Source organism: Micrococcus cohnii (assembly GCF_014205175.1).
Taxonomy (GTDB): domain Bacteria; phylum Actinomycetota; class Actinomycetes; order Actinomycetales; family Micrococcaceae; genus Micrococcus; species Micrococcus cohnii.
Genome location: NZ_JACHNA010000001.1, coordinates 758,788 through 784,426, shown reverse-complemented (window position 1 = coordinate 784,426; position 25,639 = coordinate 758,788). Strand labels below are relative to the sequence as shown.

General features: G+C 70.3%; 19 protein-coding genes. 4 read left to right on the top strand and 15 right to left on the bottom strand.

The annotated features are described in order from the left end of the window. Positions 1–53 precede the first annotated feature (53 nt). From whiA to uvrA, 6 genes are all read right to left on the bottom strand, one after another. The gene (gene whiA / locus HDA30_RS03670; protein WP_158495874.1) at positions 54–1,061 is read right to left on the bottom strand and encodes a DNA-binding protein WhiA; all 1,008 of its coding nucleotides are present in this window, start codon (positions 1,059–1,061) and stop codon (positions 54–56) included. A gap of 87 nt (positions 1,062–1,148) precedes the next feature. After that, on the bottom strand, positions 1,149–2,213 hold the full coding sequence (locus HDA30_RS03665) for a gluconeogenesis factor YvcK family protein (RefSeq protein WP_184241130.1): 1,065 nt from the start codon (positions 2,211–2,213) through the stop codon (positions 1,149–1,151). Then, complete coding sequence (gene rapZ / locus HDA30_RS03660) at positions 2,210–3,154, bottom strand: RNase adapter RapZ (protein WP_158495872.1); 945 nt, start codon at positions 3,152–3,154, stop codon at positions 2,210–2,212. Before rapZ ends, HDA30_RS03665 begins: the two co-directional genes overlap by 4 nt. After that, positions 3,151–5,097: an excinuclease ABC subunit UvrC gene (gene uvrC / locus HDA30_RS03655; RefSeq protein WP_184241129.1), complete on the bottom strand. Its 1,947-nt coding sequence runs from the start codon at positions 5,095–5,097 to the stop codon at positions 3,151–3,153. Before uvrC ends, rapZ begins: the two co-directional genes overlap by 4 nt. After that, complete coding sequence (locus HDA30_RS03650; RefSeq protein ID WP_158495870.1) at positions 5,090–5,761, bottom strand: lysophospholipid acyltransferase family protein; 672 nt, start codon at positions 5,759–5,761, stop codon at positions 5,090–5,092. Before HDA30_RS03650 ends, uvrC begins: the two co-directional genes overlap by 8 nt. After that, a complete protein-coding gene (gene uvrA / locus HDA30_RS03645) occupies positions 5,758–8,673 on the bottom strand; it encodes an excinuclease ABC subunit UvrA (protein ID WP_262337732.1) in 2,916 nt (971 codons plus the stop codon). Before uvrA ends, HDA30_RS03650 begins: the two co-directional genes overlap by 4 nt. Positions 8,674–8,822: 149 nt before the next feature. Between uvrA and HDA30_RS03640 the strand changes: the two genes are divergently transcribed. Beyond that, positions 8,823–9,503, top strand: coding sequence for an MBL fold metallo-hydrolase (locus tag HDA30_RS03640; protein WP_158495868.1), 681 nt, complete (start codon positions 8,823–8,825; stop codon positions 9,501–9,503). A 20-nt stretch (positions 9,504–9,523) separates the two neighbouring features. On the opposite strand, the gene HDA30_RS03635 is transcribed toward HDA30_RS03640, so the two are convergent. Then, positions 9,524–10,498 carry an acyltransferase family protein gene (locus HDA30_RS03635; protein WP_184241128.1) on the bottom strand — a complete coding sequence of 325 codons (975 nt, stop codon included), beginning with the start codon at positions 10,496–10,498 and terminating at the stop codon, positions 9,524–9,526. A gap of 62 nt (positions 10,499–10,560) precedes the next feature. Then, positions 10,561–11,415, bottom strand: coding sequence for a methyltransferase domain-containing protein (locus HDA30_RS03630; protein WP_184241127.1), 855 nt, complete (start codon positions 11,413–11,415; stop codon positions 10,561–10,563). Between the two features lie 43 nt (positions 11,416–11,458). On the opposite strand from HDA30_RS03630, the gene HDA30_RS03625 reads away from it, so the two are divergent. After that, positions 11,459–14,110 (top strand): DEAD/DEAH box helicase, encoded by a 2,652-nt coding sequence (locus HDA30_RS03625; protein WP_184241126.1) that lies wholly within the window; start codon positions 11,459–11,461, stop codon positions 14,108–14,110. A gap of 75 nt (positions 14,111–14,185) precedes the next feature. Here HDA30_RS03625 and HDA30_RS03620 read toward each other — a convergent pair whose 3' ends face one another. From HDA30_RS03620 to coaE (HDA30_RS03590), 7 genes are all read right to left on the bottom strand, one after another. Further along, entirely contained in the window at positions 14,186–15,436 is a 1,251-nt protein-coding gene (locus HDA30_RS03620; RefSeq protein ID WP_158495864.1) for a TerC family protein, read from the bottom strand. 220 nt (positions 15,437–15,656) lie between these two features. Next, on the bottom strand, positions 15,657–16,454 hold the full coding sequence (locus tag HDA30_RS03615) for a putative hydro-lyase (protein WP_184241125.1): 798 nt from the start codon (positions 16,452–16,454) through the stop codon (positions 15,657–15,659). A 68-nt stretch (positions 16,455–16,522) separates the two neighbouring features. Continuing rightward, complete coding sequence (locus HDA30_RS03610; protein WP_184241124.1) at positions 16,523–17,389, bottom strand: hypothetical protein; 867 nt, start codon at positions 17,387–17,389, stop codon at positions 16,523–16,525. Further along, positions 17,386–18,039, bottom strand: a complete 654-nt coding sequence (locus HDA30_RS03605; protein WP_184241123.1) for a SatD family protein — start codon at positions 18,037–18,039, stop codon at positions 17,386–17,388. Before HDA30_RS03605 ends, HDA30_RS03610 begins: the two co-directional genes overlap by 4 nt. Before the next feature lie 71 nt (positions 18,040–18,110). Then, complete coding sequence (gene uvrB / locus HDA30_RS03600; protein ID WP_184241122.1) at positions 18,111–20,252, bottom strand: excinuclease ABC subunit UvrB; 2,142 nt, start codon at positions 20,250–20,252, stop codon at positions 18,111–18,113. 10 nt (positions 20,253–20,262) lie between these two features. Beyond that, positions 20,263–20,952: a dephospho-CoA kinase gene (gene coaE, locus HDA30_RS03595; protein ID WP_184241121.1), complete on the bottom strand. Its 690-nt coding sequence runs from the start codon at positions 20,950–20,952 to the stop codon at positions 20,263–20,265. After that, the gene (gene coaE, locus HDA30_RS03590) at positions 20,949–23,321 is read right to left on the bottom strand and encodes a dephospho-CoA kinase (protein WP_184241120.1); all 2,373 of its coding nucleotides are present in this window, start codon (positions 23,319–23,321) and stop codon (positions 20,949–20,951) included. The genes coaE (HDA30_RS03595) and coaE (HDA30_RS03590) overlap by 4 nt, the downstream gene beginning before the upstream one ends. A 188-nt stretch (positions 23,322–23,509) precedes the next feature. On the opposite strand from coaE (HDA30_RS03590), the gene HDA30_RS03585 reads away from it, so the two are divergent. Next, positions 23,510–24,202 carry an IMPACT family protein gene (locus HDA30_RS03585; protein ID WP_158495857.1) on the top strand — a complete coding sequence of 231 codons (693 nt, stop codon included), beginning with the start codon at positions 23,510–23,512 and terminating at the stop codon, positions 24,200–24,202. 62 nt (positions 24,203–24,264) lie between these two features. Then, entirely contained in the window at positions 24,265–25,608 is a 1,344-nt protein-coding gene (locus HDA30_RS03580; RefSeq protein WP_184241119.1) for a class I SAM-dependent methyltransferase, read from the top strand. Positions 25,609–25,639: the final 31 nt, after the last annotated feature.

Sequence of the window (25,639 nt, the reverse complement as noted above, 5' to 3'; positions counted from 1 at the left end):
TCAGCGCTGGGCGAACGGGGCCGCGGAGGCGTCTCGGCCCCGCCGCGGTGGACTCAGACGGAGTCGGTGCCGGCCTCGGGCTCAGCCCCGGGGCGAGCCATAGCGGCGGCCTCCGCGGTGCCGGGCACACCGAGCTCGACCGCGCGCTTATCCGCAGTGGAGAGCAGCCGACGGATCCTGCCGGCGATCGCGTCCTTGGTCATGGGCGGATCGGCCAGTCGCCCGAGCTCGTCGAGCGAGGCCTGCTTGTGCTGCAGGCGCAGCGCGCCCGCGTACCGCAAGTGCTCCGGCGCATCGTCGCCGAGGATCTCCAGGGCCCGCTCGACGCGCGCCCCGGCCGCGACCGCGGCCTGGGCCGAACGGCGCAAGTTCGCGTCGTCGAAGTTGGCCAGTCGGTTGGCCGTCGCGCGCACTTCTCGACGGCTGCGTCGGCTCTGCCAGGCCTCGGCGGTCGTGGCCGCACCGGTGCGCTGCAACAACCGGACGATCGCGTCGCCGTCGCGCACCATGACCCGGTCGGTCTGCCGGGCCTCCCGCGCCTTCGCGCTCACGCCGAGCCGCCGGGCGGCCCCGACCAGAGCGAGGGCGGCCTCCGATCCGGGGCACGTCACCTCGAGGCACGCCGAGCGCCCGGGCTCGGTCAGCGAGCCGTGCGCGAGCAGAACGCCGCGCCACAGCGCCGCGGCGTCGTCGACGGAGCCGTTGACCAGCGGCGCGGGCAGTCCGCGCACCGGGCGGCCACGTGCGTCCAACAGGCCGGTCTGCCGGGCCAGGGCCTCGCCGTCCTTCACGACGCGGATGACGTAACGGCGACCGCGGCGCAGGTTCCCCCCGGAGACGACCATAATCTCACTCGGATAGCCGAACACCTCAGTCAGGGCGGTGCGCAGCCGGCGCGCGGTCGGCGCGTGATCGACTTCGGCCTCCACGACGATGCGCCCGGAGATGATGTGCAGCCCTCCGGCGAAACGCAGCAGCGCCGCCGTTTCTGCCCGCCGCTGCGAGGTCGTGACGACCGGGACCCGGGAGAGCTCCTCTTTGAGTTCCACCGTGAGCGCCATCGCCTCCACCCTTCCTGCGCGCCTCCCGTCGCGGGGGTGCTCACGCCAACGTCGTCCGTCTCGGTTCGGCCGCCGCGCGGCCATGCCTCAGCCGACGTCGGGCTCGTCCATCGCCTCCTGAAAGGCGACGGCCAGTCGCAGCGGATCGTGGACAGCGCGGTCGCGGCCGCTGGCCACTCTACTAAAGACCACACGCGCGCCCATGCGGGCAGCGGCCTGCTGGAACCGCTCACGATGCGCCACGGTCCGCGGATCCGCGATGATCGTGTCCAAGCGCAGCTCCGGGGCGTGGTCCGCCAACACCCGCAGGTGGTCCGCGTGACTCATTCCGGAGGTCTCCTGTTCGCCGGGCAGCAGATTCGTGACGAAGATCTTCTTCGCGTCGGTGCGCTCGAGGCTGCGCCGCACCTCGGGCATCAGCAGGTGCGGCAGAACCGAGGTGAACAGCGACCCCGGACCGAGCACGACGTGGTCGGCCGTCTCGATCGCCTCGAGGGCTTCAGCGGTCGCCGGAGCGTCCTCGGGGGAAAGCCGCACATCACTGACGTGCCCGTGGTGGGCGGCCGTCGCCAGGGCCACCTGGCCGCGGACGGTGCGCCGCCGCAGCGTCCCGTCCGCATCGCTGAGCACGGTGCCGGAGATCGTCAGCGGCGTGCGCGACACCGGCAGCACCTGGCCGTCCGCACGCAGCAGCGCCCCCGCCCAGCGCAGCCCGTCGACCGGGTCGCCGAGCAGCTCCCACAGGGCGACGATCAGCAGGTTGCCCAGCGCGTGCCCGTCCAGGGTCGCGTCCTGCGGGTCGAGCTTGGTGGCGCGGAACCGGTGCTGCATCGCCTGAGCCCAGGTCTGCCCCCAGTCGGTGTCATCGCAGAGGGCGGCCAGCGCCATGCGCAGATCGCCCGGTGGCAGCACGTCCATCTCGCGGCGGATGGTGCCGGACGAGCCGCCGTCGTCGGCCACCGTGACCACGGCGGTCAGCGAGCCGGCCACATGCCGCAGCGCCGCGAGCGACGCAGAGAGGCCGTGGCCGCCGCCCAGGGCCGTGACCCGCGGACCACCGGGCCCGCCGTCGGGCCGTGTCGGCGCCGTCGTGCGCGGACTGCTGTCGGCCCCGGGAGGCAGGGGCAGCTGGGCGGTGACGTGGACGCTCATTCCCGCCCCATGTCCCGGTGCACCTCGTGGACCGCCACCGCCGGGTTCTCGGCGAGACGTGCCGCGAGCTCGCGCACGACGGCCACCGAGCGGTGCTTGCCGCCCGTGCAGCCCACCGCCACGGTCGCGTAGTGCTTGTTCTCCCGCTGATATCCCTCGAACACGGGCGTAAGCATCTGCACGTAGGTGTCGATGAACTCCATGACCCCGGGCTGGCCGAGCACGTACTGCGAGACAGGTTCGTCCATCCCGGTGTGCGGGCGCAGCCCCGGCACCCAGTGGGGGTTCGGGATGAAACGCATGTCCGCCAGGAAGTTCGCGTCCGTCGGCAGCCCGTACTTGAATCCGAAGCTCATCACCGTCAGGCGCAGCGGCGGTCGGCCCTCGTCCGAGAACAGGCCGGTGACCTCGCGCACGAGCCCGTGCACGTTGATATCGGACGTGTCCAGGACCAGGTGCGCCCGCTCCTTCAGCTCCGCGAGGGTCTCCCGTTCGGCCTGGATCCCGTCGAGCAGCCGCGCGTTGCCCTGCCGCGGATGCGGCCGTCGTCGCGCCTCGAAGCGGCGCACGAGCACGTCGTCGTCCGCGTCGAGGAACAGGATGCGGCACTCCAGGCCGTTCATGCTCAACGTGTTCAGCGCCGTGCGCAGGTCGGCGTAGTAGGCGCGCGAACGCACGTCGACGACCATGGCCAGGCGTTCGAAGGCCTCGGGTGAGCGAGCGACGAACTCCGCGAGCGTCGGCAGCAGCTGCGGCGGCATGTTCTCGACCACGTACCAGCCGTCGTCCTCGAGCGCGTGGGCCGTCGTCGTGCGCCCCGCCCCCGACATGCCGGTGATGACGAGCACCTCGGACAGATGCGGCTTCTGCGGGGTCAGCCTCGGCTCGGTGCCGTCCTCGGTCTGCGGCGATGACGCGGGTGAGGGCTGCGACTGGCTCATGACTCCACTGTATCGGCGTCTGTGTCCGCGTCGCCGTCGCGTCGCGGGTTCAGCGCGGCGTCGATGGCCTCGGCCAAGGCCGGACCGATGCCGGAGACCTCCTGCAGGCGCTCGGACCCGGCCTCGCGGATCTTCGCGACCGAACCGAAGTGTGTGACCAGAGCCTGCCGTCGGGCCGGTCCCAGCCCGGGCACCCCGTCCAGTGCGGAGGCCGTCATCGACCGGCTGCGACGCGCGCGGTGGGCCGAGATCGCGAAGCGATGCGATTCATCGCGCAGTCTCTGCAGCAGGTAGAGGCCCTGCGAGGAGCGGGGCAGCACGAGGGGGAAATCGTCCCCGGGCAGCCACACTTCCTCGAGCCGCTTGGCGAGACCGATCACCGGCAGCTCATCCAGACCCAGCTCGGCGAGCACCTGGGCCGCGGCGGCGACCTGCGGCGGGCCACCGTCGACGACCACGAGTGAGGGAGGGTAGGCGAAGCGCCCGCGCTCGCCGGCGTGGTCGTCGGCGGCGACCTCGCCTCCGAGAGTGAGCGTCGATTCGCGTTCGGCGGCCATGCGCGCGAAACGTCGGCGCAGCACGTCGCGCATCGAAGCGGTGTCGTCGCGGGCGGCCTCCCCGGTCACGTTGAACCGCCGGTAGTCGGACTTCTTCGGCAGTCCGTCCTCGACGACCACCATCGAGCCCACGACATTCGTGCCCTGTGAGTGGGAGATGTCGTAACACTCGATGCGCAGCAGCGGCTGGTCGAGCTCGAGCGCCTCCTGCAGCTCACGCAGGGCGGCCGAGCGGGTCGTGAGGTCGCCGGAACGGCGAGACTTGTGCAGCCCCAGCGCCATCGTCGCGTTCTCGGCCACCGTCTCCATCAGATCTGCCTTGTCACCGCGCTTGGGCACGCGGATCGTCACGCGCGAGCCGCGGATCGCCGACAGCCACGCGCTGATCTCCTCGACGTCGTCGGGCTCGGTCGGCACGAGCACCTCGGCGGGGATGGCCTTCGGGTCCTTCTCCTCGCCGTACACCTGCGTGAGCAGCTGCGCGACCATGGCCGCCTCGTCGATCTCCTCGACGCGCTCCATGACCCATCCGCGCTGCCCGCGCACGCGCCCGCTGCGGACGTGGAAGACCTGCACCGCCACCTCGAGCTCGTCACCGTGCAGCGCGAAGACATCGGCCTGCGTGTGCTGGGGCAGCACGACGGCGTTGCGCTCGAACACGCGACGCAGAGCCGCGATGTCGTCGCGCAGGCGGGCGGCGTCCTCGTAGCGCAGCTCCGCCACCGCCTCCTGCATCTTCGCCTCGAGTCCGTTGATGAACCGGGCGGCGTCACCGGCCATGAAGTCGCAGAAGTCCTGCGCCAGATCGCGATGCGCCTCGACGGAGATCCGGCCGACGCAGGGGGCGGAGCACTTGCCGATGTAGCCGAGCAAGCACGGACGATCCTGAGCCTGCGCGCGCCGGAAGACGCCCGCCGAGCACGTGCGGACCGGGAAGACCCGCAGCATCAGGTCGACCGTCTCGCGGATCGCCTTGGCCGGGTGGAACGGGCCGAAGTACTTCACGCCGGGCCGCTTCTGGCCTCGCATGACCTGCACCCGCGGGAACTCATCCTTCATGGTCACGGCCAGGTACGGGTATGACTTGTCGTCGCGGTACATGATGTTGAACCGCGGCGTGTACTCCTTGATCCAGGTGTACTCCAGCTGCAGGGCCTCGACCTCGGAGCCGACGACCGTCCACTCGACCGCCTCGGCGGTGTGCACCATGGTGCGCGTCTTGGTCGCCAGCCGGGCGGGATTCTGGAAGTAGGAGGACAGCCGGGCGCGCAGATTCTTCGCCTTGCCGACGTACACGACGCGCCCGTCGCCGTCGCGGAAACGGTAGACGCCCGGCGAGGTAGGGATCTCTCCCGGGGCGGGGCGGTAGCTGGCCGGATCAGCCACGGCCGACCGGGGGCGCGTTGTACGAGTCGACGCGCTCCTGCCCGGTGAGCGCGGCGATGGCGTCCATGACGGCGACGGTGGCCTCGCGTCGTCGCGGCAGGGTGTGCCGACGGCCCGGATGCCCGAAGTCCAGGGGCTCGCCGAAGGTGACCGAGAAACGGTGCGGCCGGGGCCACGCGTCATCGGGCCCCTGGAGCCGCTGCGTGCCCGCCAGCCCCACCGGCACCACCGGCGCGCCCGTCGTGAGAGCCAGCCAGCCCACACCGGTGCGGCCACGGTAGAGGCGGCCGTCGCGAGAACGGGTGCCCTCCGGGTAGATGCCCACGCCCGAGCCCGCCTCCAGCAGCGCCACCAGATCCTCGAGGGCCTGCACCGAGGCGGCCTGTTCGCCGCGCTGGACGGGGATGGAGCCGACGGCGTCGAAGAACCGCTTCATGGCACGGCCTTTCAGCCCGGGCTGCGTGAAGTACTCGGCCTTGGCGAAGAAGTGCACCATGCGTGGGCTCAGCGCCTGCAGGATGACCGAGTCCAGAAACGAGAGGTGGTTGGAGGCGAGGATGAACGGTCCCTGCTCCGGCACGTTCTCCAGTCCCACGACCTGGGGCCGACAGCTCACGCACAGGGTGCCGGCGACGAAGGACCGCACACTCTGGCTCGTACTCATGCCTGCGCTCCCCGAGCCTGCACCAGCTCCGCCAGGAAACGACCGGTGTGTGAGCGCTCGGCGCGCGCCACCTGCTCGGGGGTGCCGGTCGCGACCACCTCGCCGCCGCCCGAGCCTCCCTCGGGGCCGAGGTCCACAATGTGGTCCGCACACTTGATCACGTCGAGATTGTGCTCAATCGTCAGCACCGTGTTGCCCTTGTCCACGAGGGACTGCAGCACGTGCAACAGGCGCCGGATGTCCTCGAAGTGCAGGCCTGTGGTGGGCTCGTCGAGCACATAGACGCTTCGCCCGTTGTGCCGACGCTGCAGCTCGGCGGCGAGCTTGACCCGCTGCGCTTCACCCCCGGAGAGGGTCGTGGCGGGCTGGCCGAGGCGCACATAGCCCAGGCCCACCTCCACGAGGGTGTCCAGGTAGCGGGAGATCTTCGTGTACGAGGAGAAGAACTCCGCAGCCTCCTCGATCGGCATGTCGAGCACCTCGGCGATGTTCTTGCCCTTGTACAGCACCTCGAGGGTCTCGCGGTTATAGCGGGCGCCGTGGCACACCTCGCAAGGGACGTAGACGTCCGGCAGGAAGTTCATCTCGATCTTCAGGGTGCCGTCGCCAGCGCAGGCCTCGCATCGCCCGCCCTTGATGTTGAAGGAGAACCGGCCGGGCTGGTAGCCGCGCACCTTGGCCTCGGGCGTCTCCGCGAAGAGCTTGCGGATCGCATCGAACACGCCGGTGTAGGTCGCCGGGTTCGAACGCGGGGTGCGCCCGATCGGGCTCTGGTCCACGTGCACCACCTTGTCGAGCTGGTCCACGCCCTCGACGGTGCGGTGCCGTCCCGGCACGTGCTTGGCCCCGTTGAGACGATTGGCGAGCACCTTGTACAGGATCTCGTTGATCAGCGTGGACTTGCCCGAGCCGGAGACGCCCGTGACCGCGGTGAACACGCCCAGGGGGATCGTCGCGGTCACGTCCTTGAGGTTGTTCTCCCGGGCGCCGCGCACGCGCAGCACACGCTGCGGGTCGACCGGTCGGCGGGCTGCGGGAACCTCGATGCGCCGCCGGCCGGCGAGGTAGTCGCCCGTGATCGACCGGGTGTTGGCGCGCAGGTCCTCGAGGGAGCCGGAATGAACGACCTCTCCCCCGCGCTCGCCGGCGTTCGGGCCGATGTCGACGATCCAGTCGGCTTCGGCGATCGTGTCCTCGTCGTGCTCGACGACGATGAGCGTGTTGCCCAGGTCTCGCAGCCGCAGCAGGGTCTCGATGAGTCGACGGTTGTCGCGCTGATGCAGGCCGATCGAGGGCTCGTCCAGCACGTACAGCACGCCGACCAGGCCCGAGCCGATCTGCGTGGCCAGTCGGATCCGCTGCGCCTCGCCGCCGGAGAGCGTGCCCGCCGAGCGTTCCAGGTTCAGGTATTCCAGGCCCACGTCGAGCAGGAACGTCAGGCGGGCCAGCAGCTCCTTGAGGACCTGGTCGGCGATCTGCCGCTGCCGGTCGTCCAGGTCCAGGCCCGCGAAGAAGTCACGAGCCTCGCGCAGCGGCAGGGCGGTCGCCTCGGCGATCGAACGCCCTTCGACGAGCACGTTGAGCACCGTCGGGTTCAGCCGGGCCCCGTGGCAGGCCGGGCACGGGATCTGACGCATGAACGACTCGTAGCGCTCACGGGCCGAGTCCGACTCGGTCTCCAGGTGTTTGCGCGCCACGTAGGGCACGACGCCCTCGAAGCCGGTCGTGTAGCGGCGCTCGCGGCCGAACCGGTTGCGGAACGAGACCTCGACCTTGAAGTCCTTGCCGTGCAGCACGGCGTGCCGGACCGTGTCCGGCAGCTCCTTCCACGGCGTGTCCATGCGAAAGCCCAGGTCGGCGGCGAGGCCCTCGAGCACCCGCTCCCAGTACTGAGAGGTGGACTTGCCCAGCGACCACGGGGCGATCGCGCCGTCGGCCAGGGAGGCCTCGTCATTGGGCACCACGAGATCCTCATCGACCTGCAGACGCGAGCCGATTCCCGTGCACTCGGGGCACGCACCGAACGGGTTGTTGAAGGAGAACGAGCGCGGCTCGATCTCGTCGACCGTCTGCTCGTGACCGTTGGGGCAGGAGAGCTTCTCGGAGAACTGCCGGTAGCGTGGCCGCCCCTCGGCATCGCGCCCGGAGAGCTCGGCGGTGTTCTTCTTGCCCTTCTCCTCGACGACCTCGATGTCCACGAAATCGACGACGACCAGCCCCTCGGCCAGACGCAGGGCCGTCTCCACCGAGTCGGTCAGACGCTGGCGGATGCCCTCCTTCATGGCCAGGCGGTCGACCACGACGGCGATCGTGTGCTTGACCTGCTTCTTCAGCGACGGCGGGTCGGAGAGCTGGACGAGTTCACCGTCGACGACCGCGCGGGAGAAGCCCTGGGCGGCCAACGAGGAGAACAGATCCACGAACTCGCCCTTGCGACCGCGCACCACGGGGGCCAGCACCTGGAACCGGGTGCGCTCGGGCAGCCGCAACAGCTGGTCGACGATCTGCTGCGGGGTCTGCCGGTCGACGGGCTCGCCGCAGTCCGCACAGTGGGGCACGCCGACCCGCGCCCACAGCAGACGCATGTAGTCGTAGATCTCCGTGATGGTGCCGACCGTGGAACGCGGGTTGCGGTTCGTGGACTTCTGGTCGATCGACACCGCCGGAGACAGGCCCTCGATGAAGTCGACGGCGGGCTTGTCCACGCGTCCCAGGAACATGCGCGCGTAGGAGGACAGGGACTCGACGTAGCGGCGCTGACCCTCGGCGAAGATCGTGTCGAAGGCCAGGGAGGACTTGCCCGAGCCGGACAGGCCCGTGAAGACGACCATCGAGTCACGAGGCAGCGAGACGTCGACGTTCTTCAGATTGTGCTCGCGCGCGCCCTGCACGACGATCCGGTCGGGCTCCACGGACGCGGCGGACGCGGTGCCGGCCGGTCCGGATGCGAGGCCGTGCGCGGCGGGGGCGGTGGGGTTCGCAGACGTGTTCGACACCCGGCCAGTGTAGGCGTCCGACGTCCGCTGTGCCCTCCCGGACGCTCGTGCGTAGACTTCCCCGCATGTCCCGATCCACCGACGTCCGTCTGCTCCACGACCTGCCCGCCGTCACCGTGCGGGCCTGCTCCGTGTCCGAGATGGACAACAACGTGTACCTGCTCACCTCCACGACGACGGGGGCACAGGTGCTGATCGACGCGGCCGACGACCTCGAGGCGGTGCGCGGCCTGCTCTCCTCCGCCGCGGCGGACACCCCCTGCCACACCCGGCTCGACGCAATCGTGACCACGCACCGGCACTGGGACCACGTCCGAGCGCTCGCGGAGCTGGCCGCCGAGCACGACGCGGTGCTCTACGCCGGGGCCGAGGACGCGGACGCGATCGCCGAGCAGACCGGCGTCGAGATCGACGCTCGCCTGGAGCACGCCGACACCGTCGGTGTGGCCGGGATTCTGCTCGACGTGGTCGGGCTACGCGGCCACACCCCCGGGTCGATCGCCGTGGTCTACGAACCGGGGCCGGACGAGGCTCCCGTGGTGTTCACGGGCGACTCCCTCTTCCCCGGCGGCGTCGGCAACACGGACCAGGACCCCGAGCGCTTCACGAGCCTGATCGACGACGTCGAAGCACGCCTGTTCGACGTGTACGCCGACGACACCCACGTGCATCCCGGCCACGGGGCGTCCACGACTCTGGGCGCGCAGCGGCCGCAGCTGCCGGCCTGGCGCGAACGCGGCTGGTGACCTCCGGGCGGCCCTGAGCCTCAGACGCGTCGGCGGGGGAACTCGAACAGCCAACGCACCCGCGGGTACAGCAACACGAACACGACGCCCGTGCCCAGGCCGGCGGCGAAGAGCACCGCGACGCCCGCGATCCCCTCGGGCATCCACTCGACCCGCCGCAGCAGCCGGATCACCGAATAGTGCGCCACGAAGAGCACGAGCGAGTGCCGTCCTGCCGCGCCGAGCCAGCGCATCGGCGGCGTCTCGGGCAGACGGCCGAACAGCCACAGCACGCTGAGCACTCCGATGACGGCGGCCGTGGCTGTGAGCACGGTGTGGTCCTCGGGATGGCCACCGGCCCGCACCGCGATCCCGGCCCAGAGCAGCGTGAAGGCCACGGGCAGGACCATGACGGGCCACGGAATGCGGTTCCACGACTCGCGCCAGCGGGCGAGCCCGGCACCGACGAAGAAGAACCCGCCGTACCAGGTGATGCGGTCGACGACGAGCAGCCACTCGTTCCCCTGCGGCTCGATCAGCATGCCGGCCGCGAACAGGCCGAGAGCGGTCACCGCCGGTGGGACGGGCCTCAGCACCAGCCCGAGGACGTAGCCGACGAAAATGACGGTGAGGAACCAGGTGTGGGTGCCGTTGAGCCACCACGTCGGCTGCGTGGCGTACTCGATCCCGAACGCGGGGATCATCGCGGCGGTCCACACGAGCCAGGGCCAGGCGATCTTGCGCAGCTTGCCGGCCAGGTAGGCCCGCGGGGGTCGGCGCAGCGAGACGACCAGCAGCATGCCCGAGAGCACGAGCAGCCCGGGCATGCGGAACGCGCCGACGGCGTCGTTGACGACGCCGACGATCGGCGAGGGCCGCAGCCCGGTGTTCACCAGTGCCGTCTGCGCGTGCATGAGCACGACGAGCAGGACGGCGAGACCGCGGAGCGCGTCCATCCAGAGCAGACGGGGACGCGGCGCGGTGGGGCGCGGGTCGGGCGGGGCGGAGGCGGGCATTCCCACACCCTACGGTCCACGAGGGTTCTCACCCGCAGCCACGCGGTCGGTTCCGCCCTGGCTCAGTCGGGGCGATGCCCCACGACGAACAGTCGGCTGAAACCGTAGAGCGTCTGTTCACCGCCTGAGACCACGGGCGGATACGCCTCGCGCAGACGGCGCCGGTACTCCTGGTGGAACCGCTCGCGCAGATCGGTCCCCTGTGCCGCGTCGTGCCGGGCGAGGGCGTCGAGGCTGGGTCTCAGGGCCGCGCCGGCCGTCCACGAGGCGACCGGGTCCGGTCCCGTCAGCACATGTTCATAGCGGGTCTGCCACACGTCCGCGGTCCACCCGGCGCGCAGCAGCATCCCCGCGTAGTCCTCCGGCGCGAGCACCGTGTCCGTGTGCGGGATCGTGCCCATGGCCGACGCGAAGGGTTCACATGCGCCGAGCTCGCGGATCGTGCGGTGCGAGGGCTCGTCGGCGTTGTGCGGCACCTGCACCCCGAGCCAGGACCCGGGCCGCAGCGCCTCGAGCCAGGCGGAGATGAGATCGGGGTGCTCGGGGATCCACTGCAGCATGGCGTTGGACACCACGACGTCGACCTCCGGGTCCGGCGTCCAGTCGACGACGTCGGCCTTCTCGTAGCTCAGCCGACCGGCCAGCTCGGGTGTCCGGTCAAGCTCATCGCGGGCCCGGTCCACCATCTCGGCGGAGGAGTCGATCCCCACCACGCGCGCGTGGGGCCAGCGCCGGGCGAGCGAGACGGTGCGCGTGCCGGGGCCGCAGCCGAGGTCGACGACGCGGCGGGCAGAGACGGCGCCGACGCGGGCCAGCAGATCGTGGAAGGGTCGGGCTCGATGCTCGGCGAACGCTTCGTAACGGTCGGGGTCCCAGCGGAAGGAGGCGGCGGACGCGGACTCGGCTGTCGGTGCCATGACCCCCACGGTAGGCCGCGTCGGGCCGATAGGCTCTGCCTCGATGACTTCTCCCGACATCTCCCCCGCCGCTCAGCCCGTGACGCCTCTGGCCGAGAGTCTGTCCCGGCTGCCCGAGGATCCGAGCCCGGACACCGTCTACGACGCCTTCGAGAGCTGGACCGCCTCGCGCGGCATCACGCTCTATCCGGCACAAGAAGAAGCCGTGATGGAGGTCGTCCAGGGGTCGAACGTGATCTTGGCGACCCCCACGGGCTCAGGCAAGTCACTGGTCGCCCTCGGCGCGCACGCTCACGCTCTGGCCCGCGGCGAGGTGTCCTACTACACGGCGCCGATCAAGGCGCTGGTCTCGGAGAAGTTCTTCTCGCTCGTCGATGTGTTCGGTGCCGAGAACGTCGGCATGGTCACGGGCGACTCCTCCGTGAACCCGGACGCGCCGATCATCTGCTGCACCGCCGAGATCCTCGCCAACCGTGCGCTGCGCGAGGGCTCTGGCATGGACATCGGCCCGGTCGTGATGGACGAGTTCCACTACTACGCGGACCCCTCACGTGGCTGGGCGTGGCAGCTGCCGCTGCTCGAGCTGCCGCAGGCCCAGTTCCTCCTGATGTCCGCCACGCTGGGAGACACGACCCGCTTCGAGGAGGACCTGAGCCGTCGCACCGGTCGGAACACGGCCGTCGTCGCTCACGCCGAACGGCCCATCCCCCTGAGTTTCGAGTACTCCGAGGTGTCGGTCCAAGAGAAAGTGGAGGAGCTGGTCACGACGCACCAGGCGCCCGTGTATGTCGTGCACTTCTCACAGCTCGACGCCGTCGAGCGGGCCCAGTCACTGGTGTCGGTGAACGTCGCGACGAAGTCGGAGAAGGAGGCGATCGCCGAGCGGATCGCCGGCTTCTCCTTCTCAGCGGGCTTCGGCACGACGCTCAACCGGCTCGTGCGCGCCGGCATCGGCGTCCACCACGCGGGCATGCTGCCCAAGTATCGGCGTCTGGTGGAGAAGCTGGCGCAGGAGGGCCTGCTCAAGGTCATCTGCGGCACGGACACCCTCGGCGTCGGCATCAACGTGCCGATCCGCACCGTGCTGATCACCGCGCTGTCCAAGTTCGACGGGGAGAAGACCCGCATCCTGCAGGCACGGGAGTTCCACCAGATCGCCGGCCGCGCCGGCCGCGCCGGCTACGACACACAGGGGTACGTCGTCGTGCAGGCCCCCGAGCACGTCATCGAGAACAAGGCCGCCGAGCGCAAGGCCGCCGCGAAGTTCGCGAACGTCAAGGACGAAGCCGAACGAGCGAAGCGGATCAAGCAGTCCGCCAAGGGCGCGAAGAAGAAGACCCCGCCGCAGGGGTTCGTGTCCTGGGGGCCTGCGACGTTCGAGAAGCTGATCGCCGCCGAGCCCGAACCGATGGTCAGCCGCATGAACATCACCCATTCGATGCTGCTGAACATCCTCGAGCGTCCCGGCGATCCCGTCGTCGCGGTGCGACGCCTGCTGCGTGCCGCTCACGAGACCCCGGCCCGACAGGCCATCCTGATGCGCCGCGCCCTGGGAATCTTCCGAGAGCTGCTGGCCACGGGCGTCGTCGAGGTGCTGCCCGAGCCGGACGAGCAAGGCCGCACCGTCGACCTGACCGTCGACCTGCAGCCCGACTTCGCGCTGAACCAGCCGCTGTCCCCGTTCGCGCTCGCCGCCCTCGAGCTGCTGGACCCGGCGGACCCGGACCACGGCCTCAACGTCGTCTCGGTCATCGAGGCGACGCTCGACCCGCCGCGCCAGGTGCTTGCCGGGCAGATCAAACGCGCCAAGACCGAGGCGGTCGCCGCCATGAAGGCCGAGGGCCTGGACTACACCGAACGGATGCGCGCCCTCGATGAGGTCACGCACCCGATGCCGCTGGCCGAACTGCTCGAGCAGCAGTTCGAGGTCTACCGCTCCGAGGCGCCGTGGCTCAACGAGTTCGAACTGACTCCCAAGTCCGTGGTGCGGGACATGTTCGAACGAGCCATGGGCTTCGGGGACTACGTGCAGTTCTACGGTCTCTCCCGGTCCGAAGGGGTGCTGCTGCGCTACCTGACCGATGCCGTCAAGGCCCTGCGCAGCACCGTGCCGCAGGAGCAGCGCACCGACGAGCTTCAGGTGATCCTCGACTGGCTCGACGAGATGGTGAAGCAGACCGACTCGTCGCTGCTCGAGGAGTGGGAGGACCTCGTCGCCGGCGACATCGACGAGATGCGCCGCGATCACGAGGCGATCGCCCCGCCCGCTCCGCCGTGCCTGACCGACAACGAGCGCGTGTTCACGGTCATGGTGCGCAATGCGATGTTCCAGCGAGTGCGCCTGTTCGGTGACGAGCAGGACGCCGAGCTGGCCGAGCTCTCGGGAGAGCTGAACGCCGATGACTGGGCCGACGCCCTCGACGCCTTCTTCGACGATCACGACGACATCGACGACGGACCTGAGGCACGCGGACCTCAGTACTTCCTGCTGTCCCGCACACCCGCCGGCGACGCCCCCGTCGACCTGGTCGGCGACCGCTGGTGGGCCGTGCGCCAAGTTCTCGTCGACCGTGACGGGGACCTGGACCACGGCATCAACGCCGTCGTCGACCTCGACGCCTCCGATGAGGCCGGCCACCCGGTGCTCCGGGTGGTCTCCGTGGGTCCGCCCGAGCCGGGTTGCACCGCTGGCTGACCGACGCCGGCGAACACGACGCGGCCCCGCCCCTCGACTGCTCGAGGGGCGGGGCCGCATGCATCATCGTCCGGGTCAGGTCCGCGGACCGGCCTGCTCGACGATCCGACGGCTCGTCTCGGAGTCGTCGACGTCCGAGTCGGACAGACGCGTCTCATGCGCCGTGCGGATAATCGACGAGTAGCGGTCCTTGTGGTCGAGCAGCTGGTCGCGCCACTTCTGGCTCAGGCCGTCGGCCTTCTCGGTCCACTCGTCCATCCGGCGGGCGGCCGCGGCGCGCTCGTCGGCCGGGCAGTCCTCCGGAAGCTGCTGGTATCGGTAGGCGAACTTCTCGGCGTTCTGCAGAGCGATCAGGGCCTGCCCCTTCGAGGACTTCAGCGACACCACGACCGTGATGATCAGAATGCCCACGACGACCATCAGGGACACGAGCGTCGGGATCTCCTGCACCGGCACGTTCTCACCGCCGTTGACGAACGGCAGGTTGTTCTCGTGCAGGGCGTGCAGGATCAGTTTCACGCCGATGAAACCGAGGATCGCGGACAGACCGTAGGAGAGGTAGACCAGGCGATCCAGCAGGCCGTCGATCAGGAAGTACAGCTGGCGCAGACCCATCAGCGAGAACGCCGTGGCCGTGAAGACGATGTACGCCTCCTGCGTCACACCGAAAATCGCCGGGATCGAGTCGAAGGCGAAGAGGATGTCCGTCGCGCCGATGGCCACCATGACCAGCAGCATCGGAGTCATCACCTTCTTGCCGTTCTCGATGCTGAACAGCTTGTCGCCGTGGTACTGATCCGAGGCAGGCAGCAGCTTCTTCGCCAGACGGACCATGACGTTGTCGGCCTCGTCCTCGGCGTCATCGCCGGCGAGTTCTCCCTTGAGCTGATTGCCCGCCACCAGCAGCAGGAAGATGCCGAAGAGGTAGAACACGTCGGACCACATCTCGATGATCGCGGAACCCAGCAGGATGAACGCGGTGCGCGAGATCAGGGCGAAGGTGATGCCGAACAGCAGAACCTTCTGCTGGTACTCGCGCGGCACCCTGAAGCTGGCCATGATGATCAAGAAGACGAACAGGTTGTCGACGCTGAGCGCCTTCTCGAGGATGTAGCCGGTGTAGTACTCGACGGCGTGCTGGGTGTCGCCGAACGCGAAGAACACCAGGCCGAAGGCCAGGGCGAGGCCGACGTACACGGTCGACCAGATGGCGGCTTCCTTGATGGTGGGGGTGTGCGCCTTGCGCACGTGAGCGAAGTAGTCGAAGGCGAGCAAGCCCACGATCACCGCGATGGTGATAGTCCACGTGAGACCGTTGATCTCCACGGGGGATCCTTTCGGCAGGGGTCGGGATACGTGAGCGCAAGTCTCTCCGCCTGCCCGCGCATGCGCTCGGGCTCAGGCCGCTGTGTCCGGCCGGTTCGCGCGGGCGGGAATGCTCCGCGCCGGCTCCGGCGTGCTGACGTCCACAGTGTTCGGGATACTCCCCTACGTCGCGGAGTAGTTTATACGCTGCGGCCTCGAGCACGGCGCGGCGAGGTCATGCTCAGTCCTGCGGCGACCGCCCATCGGGCATGTCCGTGACGAACATGTGTCCGGGCGCGTGCGTGATCGCCCACGGGGGTCGCGACTCCTCGAGGGCCCGCTGCGGTGTGACGCCGCACGGCCAGAACACGGGCACGTCGCCGTCCTCGAGCACGGTCGGGTCCCCGTAGTCGGGCCGGGCCAGGTCGGCGATGCCCAGCCGCGCGGGATCGCCCACGTGCACGGGTGCGCCGTGGGCGAAGGGCACCGCGGCCGAGACGGTGGTGGCGCGAGCGACGAGCTCGGGCGGCACCGGACGCATGGACACGACGAGGTCGCCGTGCATCCGGCCGGCGGCGCGCAGCGGACGGTCGGTCCGGTACATCGCGACGTTGCGCCCCTGGTCGAGGTTGCGCACGGGCACACCGGCCGCCTGCAGGGCCGCCTCGAAGCCGAAGCTGCAGCCGATCAGAAACGCGACGGCGTCGTCGCTCCAGTGCCCGCTGGCATCGCAGACCTCCTCGACGAGTCGGCCCTCACGCCAGATCCGATACATCGGCAGGTCCGTGCGCAGATCTGCCCCGGGCGCCCACTCGGTGGTGACCACCCCGGGATCGGTGACGTCGAGCAGCGGCATCGGAGCCGGATTGCGCTGGGCGAGCAGGAGCATGTCGAAGGCCCAGTCCTTCGGCAGCACGACCAGGTTGGCCTGCGTGCGCCCCGGGACCAGGCCGGAGGACGGGCGCACGTGGCCGGCGCGGAAGGCGGCCCGCACCTGCGTGGCGGTGCTGCGGTCGGTGAGCTGGGTCGTCGCGTCCATCTCGGTCCTTCCTGGCTGGCTCTGGGTGTCTGCATGGCGCCGATGCGCGACGCTCGGCGTGCGGCAGCTCACGTCGGGTGCAGGGCGGCGTGCGCGAGGAAGGCCGCGGCGGCCGCGAGCAGCCAGCTGGTGAGGGAACCGACGAGGAATTCCTCGGCCTGATGCCCGTCACCACCTCCCCGGGAGATCTCCGGGAAACGCACGATGCCCTTGGCCGCCATGACCGCGCCGATGACATGGAAGGCGCCGGCCAGCCCGAGGGCGGCCATGAGCACCCGCTCCATCGGTCCAATGTACCGTCCGCCGCGAAGCCGGGTGCGCGCGGCAGCGCCCGGGTCGGCCGTCGCATGCCGCCGCGCATCCCGCCACACCTCGGCCTCGGCCTGGGCCAGCTCCGGCTGCGCCGCCGCGGTGGGCGATCCCCCGCCGCTCGAGGCGGCGCTGCTCCTCGTCCTCCGCGGGCCCGGAGCGCGACGGTCCGCCTCCTGGCACCCGTCTCGGTGCACCTCGAAGCTTGCCTCGGGACGGCCGGCCAGGGCGAGGACGTCCCGCGTGATGCGATTGGAGGTCTCGATCAGGGCCAGTCCCGCCGCGAGCATCACGACGGGCGCCGGCCAGACCTCGCGGCCAGGCAGGAAGCCGGTGGCCTCCCCCACGGCGAGCAGCCCGACCGCCGCGATCACGCCGACGCTCACCAAAGGCCGGTCGGCTCCGCCATAGACCCAGATCAGCAGCAGGCCGAGCGCGAGCAGACCCGCCGCCAGCGTCGTCGCCGCGGCACCGGAGGCCAGGAACACGGCGAGGGCGAGCAACCCGGCGGCCGTCAGGCCGGTGAGGCAGCCGAGGGTGCGTCGCCGCCCGTCCTCGAGGGGCTCGGGCAGCAGCGCGGCGCACAGGTCATGGGCGCCGAGTGCCAGCAGGACGACGGCGGTCATGCCGTGCCGTCCGCTCCCGACGAGGAGGCCAGGGCGGCATCCAGGTCGATCAGTCGAGTCGCGCCGGACCGGGACATGGCCTGTGAGACGGCGGACTGGCTGATCTTCTCCGCGCGCGCCGCCTCCGCCTGGGTCGCGCCATCCAGCAGAGCGCGCAGCAGACGCAGCTCCCGTGCCTTGAGCCGGCCCAGCACATGGTCTTGCAGCAGCACCAGACCGTCGACGGCGGCGGTGAGGTCCGCGTCCTCGGCCAGAAACGCCGTCGCGCCGTGGGCCCCGCGCGCCTCGGCCGTCTCGATCGCCTCCCGTGCGCGATACCAGGCGGTGCCGTCCTCGATGCGATGCCCGGCGGCGTCGTCCTCCATGACCCGGTGCTCACCCAGGCCCAGGCCCAGGCGCAGGCGCACCTGCTCGGGCAGCACCGCGGGCAGACGGAGGGTGACCCGCACCGCGTCCTGCCAGGTGCGGTACACGGCCTGGAACTCGTCCCCGACGGTCGGCCATCCGGCCCGCACGGGACTCACCCCCGCCAGTCGGTCCGCCCTCGCGAACGCCTCGGGGACGGCACGCTGGGCCGCGTCGCGGTCACCGAGCGTGCGCGAGCCGACAATGTCCGCAATCACGGCCACGACCTGGTTCGACGTCGTCATAGTCATCAGAATATCACTTATATTCCGGCGTTATCACGTGTTTTGCGGTGCCACGGCGATGCAGACCCCGCTCAGGCCTCCCGCTTCATCTGACGCAGCTCCTTCTTGAGCTCGGCGACCTCGTCACGCAGCCTTGCCGCCAACTCGAACTGCAGCTCGGTCGCCGCCTGGTGCATCTGCGCGGACATCTGCGCGATGAGGTCCTCGAGATCCTTCGCGGGGATGTTCGCGGCGTCAACGGCGGGTGCGGCGTCCCCGGCGGCGTCCTGCCCCGACTGTGGGGCGTCAGCACGCGCGGAGGTGATGCCGCGTCGGCCCATGCCGAAATCGAAGCCGGACTTCACCCCGCCCATGCCCGAGAGGAAGTCCGCGGTGTCCGCGTCCTCGCGCGCCAGCTGGTCGGTGATGTCAGCGATCTTCTTGCGCAGCGGCGTCGGGTCGATGCCGTGCTCCTGGTTGTACCGGATCTGCACGGCCCGGCGACGCTCGGTCTCGTCGATGGCCCGGCGCATCGAGTCGGTGACATTGTCCGCGTACATGTGCACCTCGCCGGAGACGTTTCGTGCGGCGCGGCCGATCGTCTGGATCAGCGACGTCGTGGAGCGCAGGAATCCCTCCTTGTCCGCGTCAAGGATCGAGACGAGCGAGACCTCCGGCAGGTCGAGACCCTCACGGAGCAGATTGATGCCCACGAGGACGTCGAAGGTGCCCTTGCGCAGCTCACGCAGCAGCTCGACACGGCGCAGCGTGTCCACATCGGAGTGCAGGTACTCGACCTTCACACCGTGCTCGAGCAGGTACTCCGTCAGGTCCTCGGCCATGCGCTTGGTCAGCGTGGTCACCAGGACGCGTTCGTCCTTCTCGGTGCGGACACGGATCTGTTCGAGCAGGTCGTCGATCTGCCCCTCGATCGGCTTGACGACGACCTTCGGATCCACCAGGCCCGTGGGGCGGATGATCTGCTCGACGTAGCCGTCGGCCTGCGAGAGCTCATAGTCGCCGGGCGTCGCCGACAGGTAGACGGTCTGGCCGATCCGTTCGAGGAACTCGTCCCATTTCAGCGGCCGGTTGTCCGTCGCGCTGGGCAGACGGAAGCCGTGCTCGACGAGCGTGCGCTTGCGGGACATGTCCCCCTCGTACATCGCGCCGATCTGCGGGATGGTCACGTGGGACTCGTCGACGACGAGCAGGAAGTCATCCGGGAAGTAGTCGAGCAGACAGTGCGGGGCCGAGCCGGCCGCCCGGCCGTCGATGTGCCGCGAGTAGTTCTCGATGCCGTTGCAGTAGCCCATCTGCTGCATCATCTCGAGGTCGTAGGTGGTGCGCATGCGCAGCCGCTGTGCTTCCAACAGCTTGTCCTGCGACTCCAGCTCCTGCAGCCGCTCGCGCAGTTCGTCCTCGATCGTCGTGATCGCCCGGCGCATGCGCTCGTCGCCGGCGACATAATGCGAGGCCGGGAAGATGTACATCTCCTCCTCCTCGCGCACCACATGGCCCGTGAGCGGGTGCAGCGTCTGGATCGACTCGATCTCGTCGCCGAAGAACTCGACGCGCACCGCGAGCTCTTCGTACATCGGGATGATCTCGACGGTGTCCCCGCGCACCCGGAACGTGCCGCGGTGGAAGTCCTGATCGTTGCGCACATACTGCATCCGCACGAACTGGCGCAGCAGCTCGTCGCGGTCCAGCTCCTGCCCGCGGCGCAGCGTCACCATCTGCTCGATGTACTCCTCCGGCGTGCCCAGGCCATAGATGCAGGAGACCGTCGCCACGACCACGACGTCGCGTCGGGTCAGCAGGGCGTTCGTGGCCGAGTGGCGCAGGCGCTCGACCTCCTCGTTGATCGAGGAGTCCTTCTCGATGAAGGTGTCCGTCTGCGGCACATAGGCCTCGGGCTGGTAGTAGTCGTAGTAGGAGACGAAGTACTCGACCGCGTTGTGGGGCAGCAGCTCCCGGAACTCATTGGCCAGCTGCGCCGCGAGCGTCTTGTTCTGCACCAGAATCAGCGTGGGCCGCTGCAACCGCTCGACGAGCCACGCCGTCGTCGCCGACTTGCCGGTGCCCGTCGCGCCCAGGAGCACGACGTCCTTCTCCCCCGCCTCGACCCGTTCGGCCAGCTGCGCGATGGCCGTCGGCTGGTCGCCGGAGGGCTGGTACGGCGAGACCACCTCGAAAGGCGCGACGGTGCGTTGGATGTCTCGGGCCAGGCTCATATGCTCCAGCCTACGCGTCGGCCCGACCGTCGTGGCCGTCCTCGCGCCCAGCCACGAAGCGGTCCCACACCCGATGCGCGGCGCGCACCAAGCGCTCTCGGCTGGCGTCGTTGACGATCACCACATCCGCGGCGGCCCGACGCTGCGCGTCGGTGGCCTGCGCCGAGATGCGGCTCTGGGCCTCCTCGGCGCTCATGTCCCGCTCCTCGACCATGCGCCGCACGCGCTCGGCGTGCGGGGCCTCGACGACGACCACGAGATCGAAGGCATCGGCCTGTCCGGTCTCTACCAGCAGCGGCACGTCCTGCACCACAACGGCCTCGGGACCGGCCTGCTCGACGACCCGTAGGCCCGCCGCGCGCACCCGCGGGTGCACGATCGCGTCGAGCCGTTCACGCTGACGCGGATCGCCGAAGACGATCTCCGCCATCGCCGGGCGGTCCAGCTCGCCCTCGGCGGTGATCACGCGGTCCCCGAAGGCTTCGCGAATCGCGGCGAGTCCCTCGGTGCCGGCGGCGGTGACCTGCCGGGCGATCCGGTCGGCGTCGACGATGATCGCCCCGCGAGCCTCGAACACCCTCGCGACGGTCGACTTGCCCGCCGCGATGCCGCCGGTGAGCCCGATGTGCAGCCGCGGCGCAGTCGGCGCCGCGTCGGTCCTCGCCGCGCTCTGTCCGCTCTGTGCGCCCGGCGCGCTCACACGTTCTCCTTCGAGCCGGAGGCCGCCTCGAGCGCCGGGGCCACATGCTGGGCCCAGTACTCGTCCACACGTGCCACCAGGTCCTCGGGTTCGCCGTCGTTGACCAGGTCGTAGTCGGCGCTGGCGTCGGTGAGGTCCGCCGCGTCGGCGTCGATCTCGGCCCAGGCCTGCTCGCGGCTGAGGCCGCGCTCCTGCATGAGCCGCGCCACGCGGGCCTCGTCGGGGGCGGTGACGCGCACGACCTGGTCGAACTCATGTGCGGCGGCCGCCTCGGTCAGCAGAGCGAGGTCCACGACCAGGACCGCGTCCTCCCCGACGGCCTTGGCCTCGGCGTCGGCCGCCGCGCGCACGGCCGGAGTCACAACCTCGTACAGGCGGGTGCGCGCCGCGGGCGAGTCGGCCGTCAGGCGGTCGAGGGCACGCCAGTCGATGGTGCCGTCGGCGTGGACCATCTCGTCAGAGAAGACCTCCCGCAGCTCGTCGAGGGCCGGGTGCCCGGGCACGAGAACCTCACGCATGAGCTCGTCGAACTCGACGACGACCGCGCCGTGGCGCTCGAACACGTCCGCCACGGTCGACTTGCCCGCGGCGACGCCGCCGGTCAGACCCACGGTCACCGCCGCCCGGCTCGCGGCCACCCGCTGGGCGTGCCACGTGTTCGGCGTGTGGGTGTCGTACTCCGGCTCGGTGCCGACCTCGAACTCGGGGCGGATGACGTACTCGTCCATGTCCTGGCCGTCCTCGTGCGCGCGGCGGTGATACTCCTCGGCCGGCAGCACCTTCTTCCACTGGCGCGTGCGGATCGGCTTGACCGAGCCCGCGTCCTCGCGCAGCGCTCGCACGAGCAGCAGCGCCTGCAGCACGCTCATCAGCAGCATCGGGGCTCCGATCACGATGATGACCTCCTGCAGCGCGGCCAGCCCGTTGTCGCCGGAGGTCAGGATGATCGCGGCGCAGACCGCGCCGACGGCCAGGGCCCAGAACACGCGCTGACGGCGTTTGGACAGCTCCTCATGACCGTTCGCCATCGCATCGAGCACGAGCGCGCCCGAGTCGATGGACGTGATGAAGAAAATGACGATCACGACGGTCGCGAGGATCGCCACCGGCAGGTAGGCCGGGAAGTGCTGCAGGAACTGGAACAGGGCGGCCTGCGGGTTGCTCTCCTCCACGATGGTTCGGGTCAGCTCTCCGCCCTGGCCCGGCCCGGGCGCGGAGGCACGGTCCATGTCGAAGGCCGCGAAGCCGTAGATCCCCATCCAGATGATCACGAACGCCGTGGGCAGTCCGAGCGAGGCGAACACGAACTCACGGATGGTGCGTCCGCGGGAGATCTTCGCGATGAACATGCCCACGAACGGCGACCAGGTCACGGTCCAGGCCCAGTAGAACACCGTCCAGTCGCCCGACCACTGGCCGCCCTTCATGGTGTCGTTGAACGTCGAGAGCATCGGCAGTGCGGACACGTAGCGGCCGGCGGACTCCACGATCCCGCGCACGATGTCCATCGATGCGGCCGAGAACATCAGCACGAACAGCAGCAGGGCGATCGCGAACACGATGTTCGCGTAGGACAGGCGCTTGACGCCCCTGTCCATGCCCGCGAGCACGGAGACGAGCGCGGTGGCCGTGATGACCGCGAGGATGGCCGCCTGCACCCAGCCGGCCACGGGCACGCCGAAGACGTAGTTCATGCCGGAGTTGATCTGCATGGCGCCCAGGCCGGTCGAGACGCCGAGTCCGAACACAGTGGCCACGATCGCCAGCACGTCGATGGTCTTGCCGATCGGCCCGTGGATCCAGTCGCCCAGCAGCGGCTGGAAGGCCGATGACATGCGCGGCGGCAGCTTCCGCTTGTACGTGAAGTAGCCGAAGCAGAGTCCGGGGACGACCAGGATCGCCCACATGTGGATGCCGAAGTGGAAGTTGGCGATGTCGATCGCCTGCATTGCAGCCTGGTCGGAGAAGGGCTGGGTCCCGGCCAGCGGCGGGGCCGCGTAGTGGTTGATCGGCTCGGCGATACCCCAGAACATCAGCACGGCGCCGACGCCGGCGGCGAACAGCATGCCGAACCAGGCCAGGCCGGAGTACTCCGGCTCAGCGTCGTCGTCGCCGAGCTTCACCCGGCCATAGCGGCTGAGGGCGAGACCGACCGACACCACCACGAGCAGGGTCAATCCGAAGGTGAAGAACCAGCCGACGTCGTAGCGCAGCCACGTGGAGATGGCCCCGAAGAAGGACTGGACGGGGCCCGGGAAGAGGCCCATGGCGACGGTGAACAGCACGATCGCGGCGGCCGAGACGAAGAAGATGCTCGGCGAGGTCCTCAGGCCGAGCCGGTCATGGGTGCGAGTAAGCAATGAGGTCATGGCTCAAGACGTTCAGTGGTCGGGGAAGACTCGGCGCGTCCGGTCCAAAGGGTCGACGCCGTGTCCGTACCGTCGTGGCACAGAACACAAGCCTAAACCGTCTCGGGGGCGTGTCCGCACACGCCCCGCGCGCAGCGGTGCACGCTGTGCTCTGCGGTCCGTGGCCCACGGGACCTAGGGTGTGGGTCATGTCCGCCGCCTCCGTCGACCGTTGCAGCGTCCTGCCCGCCTCCGCCCGCCACGAACACGCCTGGGCCGTCCGCGAGACCGAGATCCGCCGCAGCCGGTTCATCGCTGTGGCTGCCCGCGTGGACGACGAGAGCCAGGCCCGCGCGATGGTGGCGACGCTGCGGCGCCGGTTCCACGACGCGCGGCATGTGTGCAGCGCCTTCGCCCTCGGCCCGGAGCGTCGGATCGCCCGGTCACACGACGATGGCGAGCCGGCCGGCACGGCCGGGGCACCCATGCTCGAGGCGCTGACCCAGCATCAGGCGTGCGCAGGACGGCGAGACCTGACGGACACATGTGTGGTGGTGGTGCGGTACTTCGGCGGGATCAAGCTCGGTGCCGGCGGACTGACCCGGGCCTACTCGGGCGCGGTCACCGCGCTGTTGGACACGCTCACGCCGGTGCCGCGCGTGCGGTGGCGGCGGCACCGGCTGCCGGCCCCGCATGCGCAGGCCGGCCGCTGGGAGAGCGCATTGCGCGCACACGGACACATCCTGGGCGTCACCGCGTACGAGCCCACCGCCGCCGTGCTCGAGGTTCTCGCCCCCGACACGGAGGGCGGCCGCGCATCCCTGGCGGCCGACGTCGCCGCGCTCTCCGGCGGAGCGGCCGTCCCCGAGCCCGTCGACGCCCTCTGGCGCGACGAGCCCTGAACCGTCTCCGGCGCCACGCCGCCGCCGTGCTCGGGGTCCTGGCGGCCTCGTAGCATGGTTGGATGCGTCCCCACACCGCTTCCTCCTCGACCCGCCCCACGGGCGGATCCCACACCCGGCCCGCGCCCCTGACCACGCCGGACGTCGCGCTCGGGCGACTGCCCCGGGACTGGACGACCGGTTTCGATCACGAGCTGCTCTCCCGCTGGCCGCTCACCGGCTCGCGTGAGCGTCGCGCCCACGACGCGGCGGACGTGCTCGCCGTCGACACCCTGTGCGGCTGGGCGGCCACCGGACGCCCCGTGCGACGTGTGAGCGTCCTGCACGATCGGCACGGCGGAATGAGCCTGCCGTTGCTCGCCGCCGGCCTCGACGTCCGTGTCGGTCTGGACGACGCTTCGGCGGTGCGCTCACTCAGCGCCAACCTCGAACACTTCCGAGACAGCGACGGCGCACTGCCGGCCGGCTGGGGGCGGCTGCGCATCGGCGGCGTGGACGCAGACATGCTCGCCGGGGCCACCGAGGTGGTGCTGGCCCTGCCGCGCTCCCTGGACGAACTGTGGTTGACCGCGGCCCGCATCGCCCGACACGCCGACGACGACGTCCTCGTGCTCGGCGCGGGGCGGGACAAGCACATGAGCCCGTCCATGAACGAGGTGCTGCTGCGCTGCTTCGAGACCGTCGTGCCCGGGCGCGGCCGGTCCAAGTCGCGCGTGCTCACCGCCCTCCGGCCCCGAACCGAGGTGCACGAGCCCGAGCCGCAGCGCCGCGTCCACCGGGTCGCCGGCATCGGTGAGCTCACCCTGGTCGGCGGGCGGGCGACCTTCGGCGGCGCCGCGCTGGACCCGGGGAGCCGACTGCTCGCCGAGACGCTGGCGCAGCGCCGCCCTGAGCTGCCGCAGAGCGGTGCTCGTCCGGTGCGCACCGAGTCGGGCCTGCAGGTGCACGTGCCGCATGAGCGGCCCGAGGGCGCCCCCGACGTCGTGGACCTGGGCAGCGGGAACGGAACGCTGGCCATCGTGGCGGCGCGACTGTGGCCCCGGGCGCATGTGCTCGCCACCGACCAGTCGGCGGACGCCGCCGCCTCGAGCGCGGCAAGCGTGACGGCCAACAACCTCGAGGAGCGCGTCCGCGTGCGTCAGGCGGACGCGCTCACCGGACTGCCCGAGGCCAGTGTGCTCGCGGTCGTGCTGAATCCCCCGTTCCACGACGGGGCGGCGGTGGATCCGGCCGTCGCTGACCGTCTCATCGCAGACGCCGCGCGGGTGCTCGTGCCCTCGGGTCGGCTGTGGTGCGTCGTCAATTCCCACCTGCGCCACCGCGCGTTGCTCGAGCGGGTCGTGGGTCCCACGACCCAGCTTGCCCGCAACGCCACGTTCACCGTCACGGAGTCCGTGCGACGCTGACGGCCCCGCAGAACACGTGGGACGACGACGC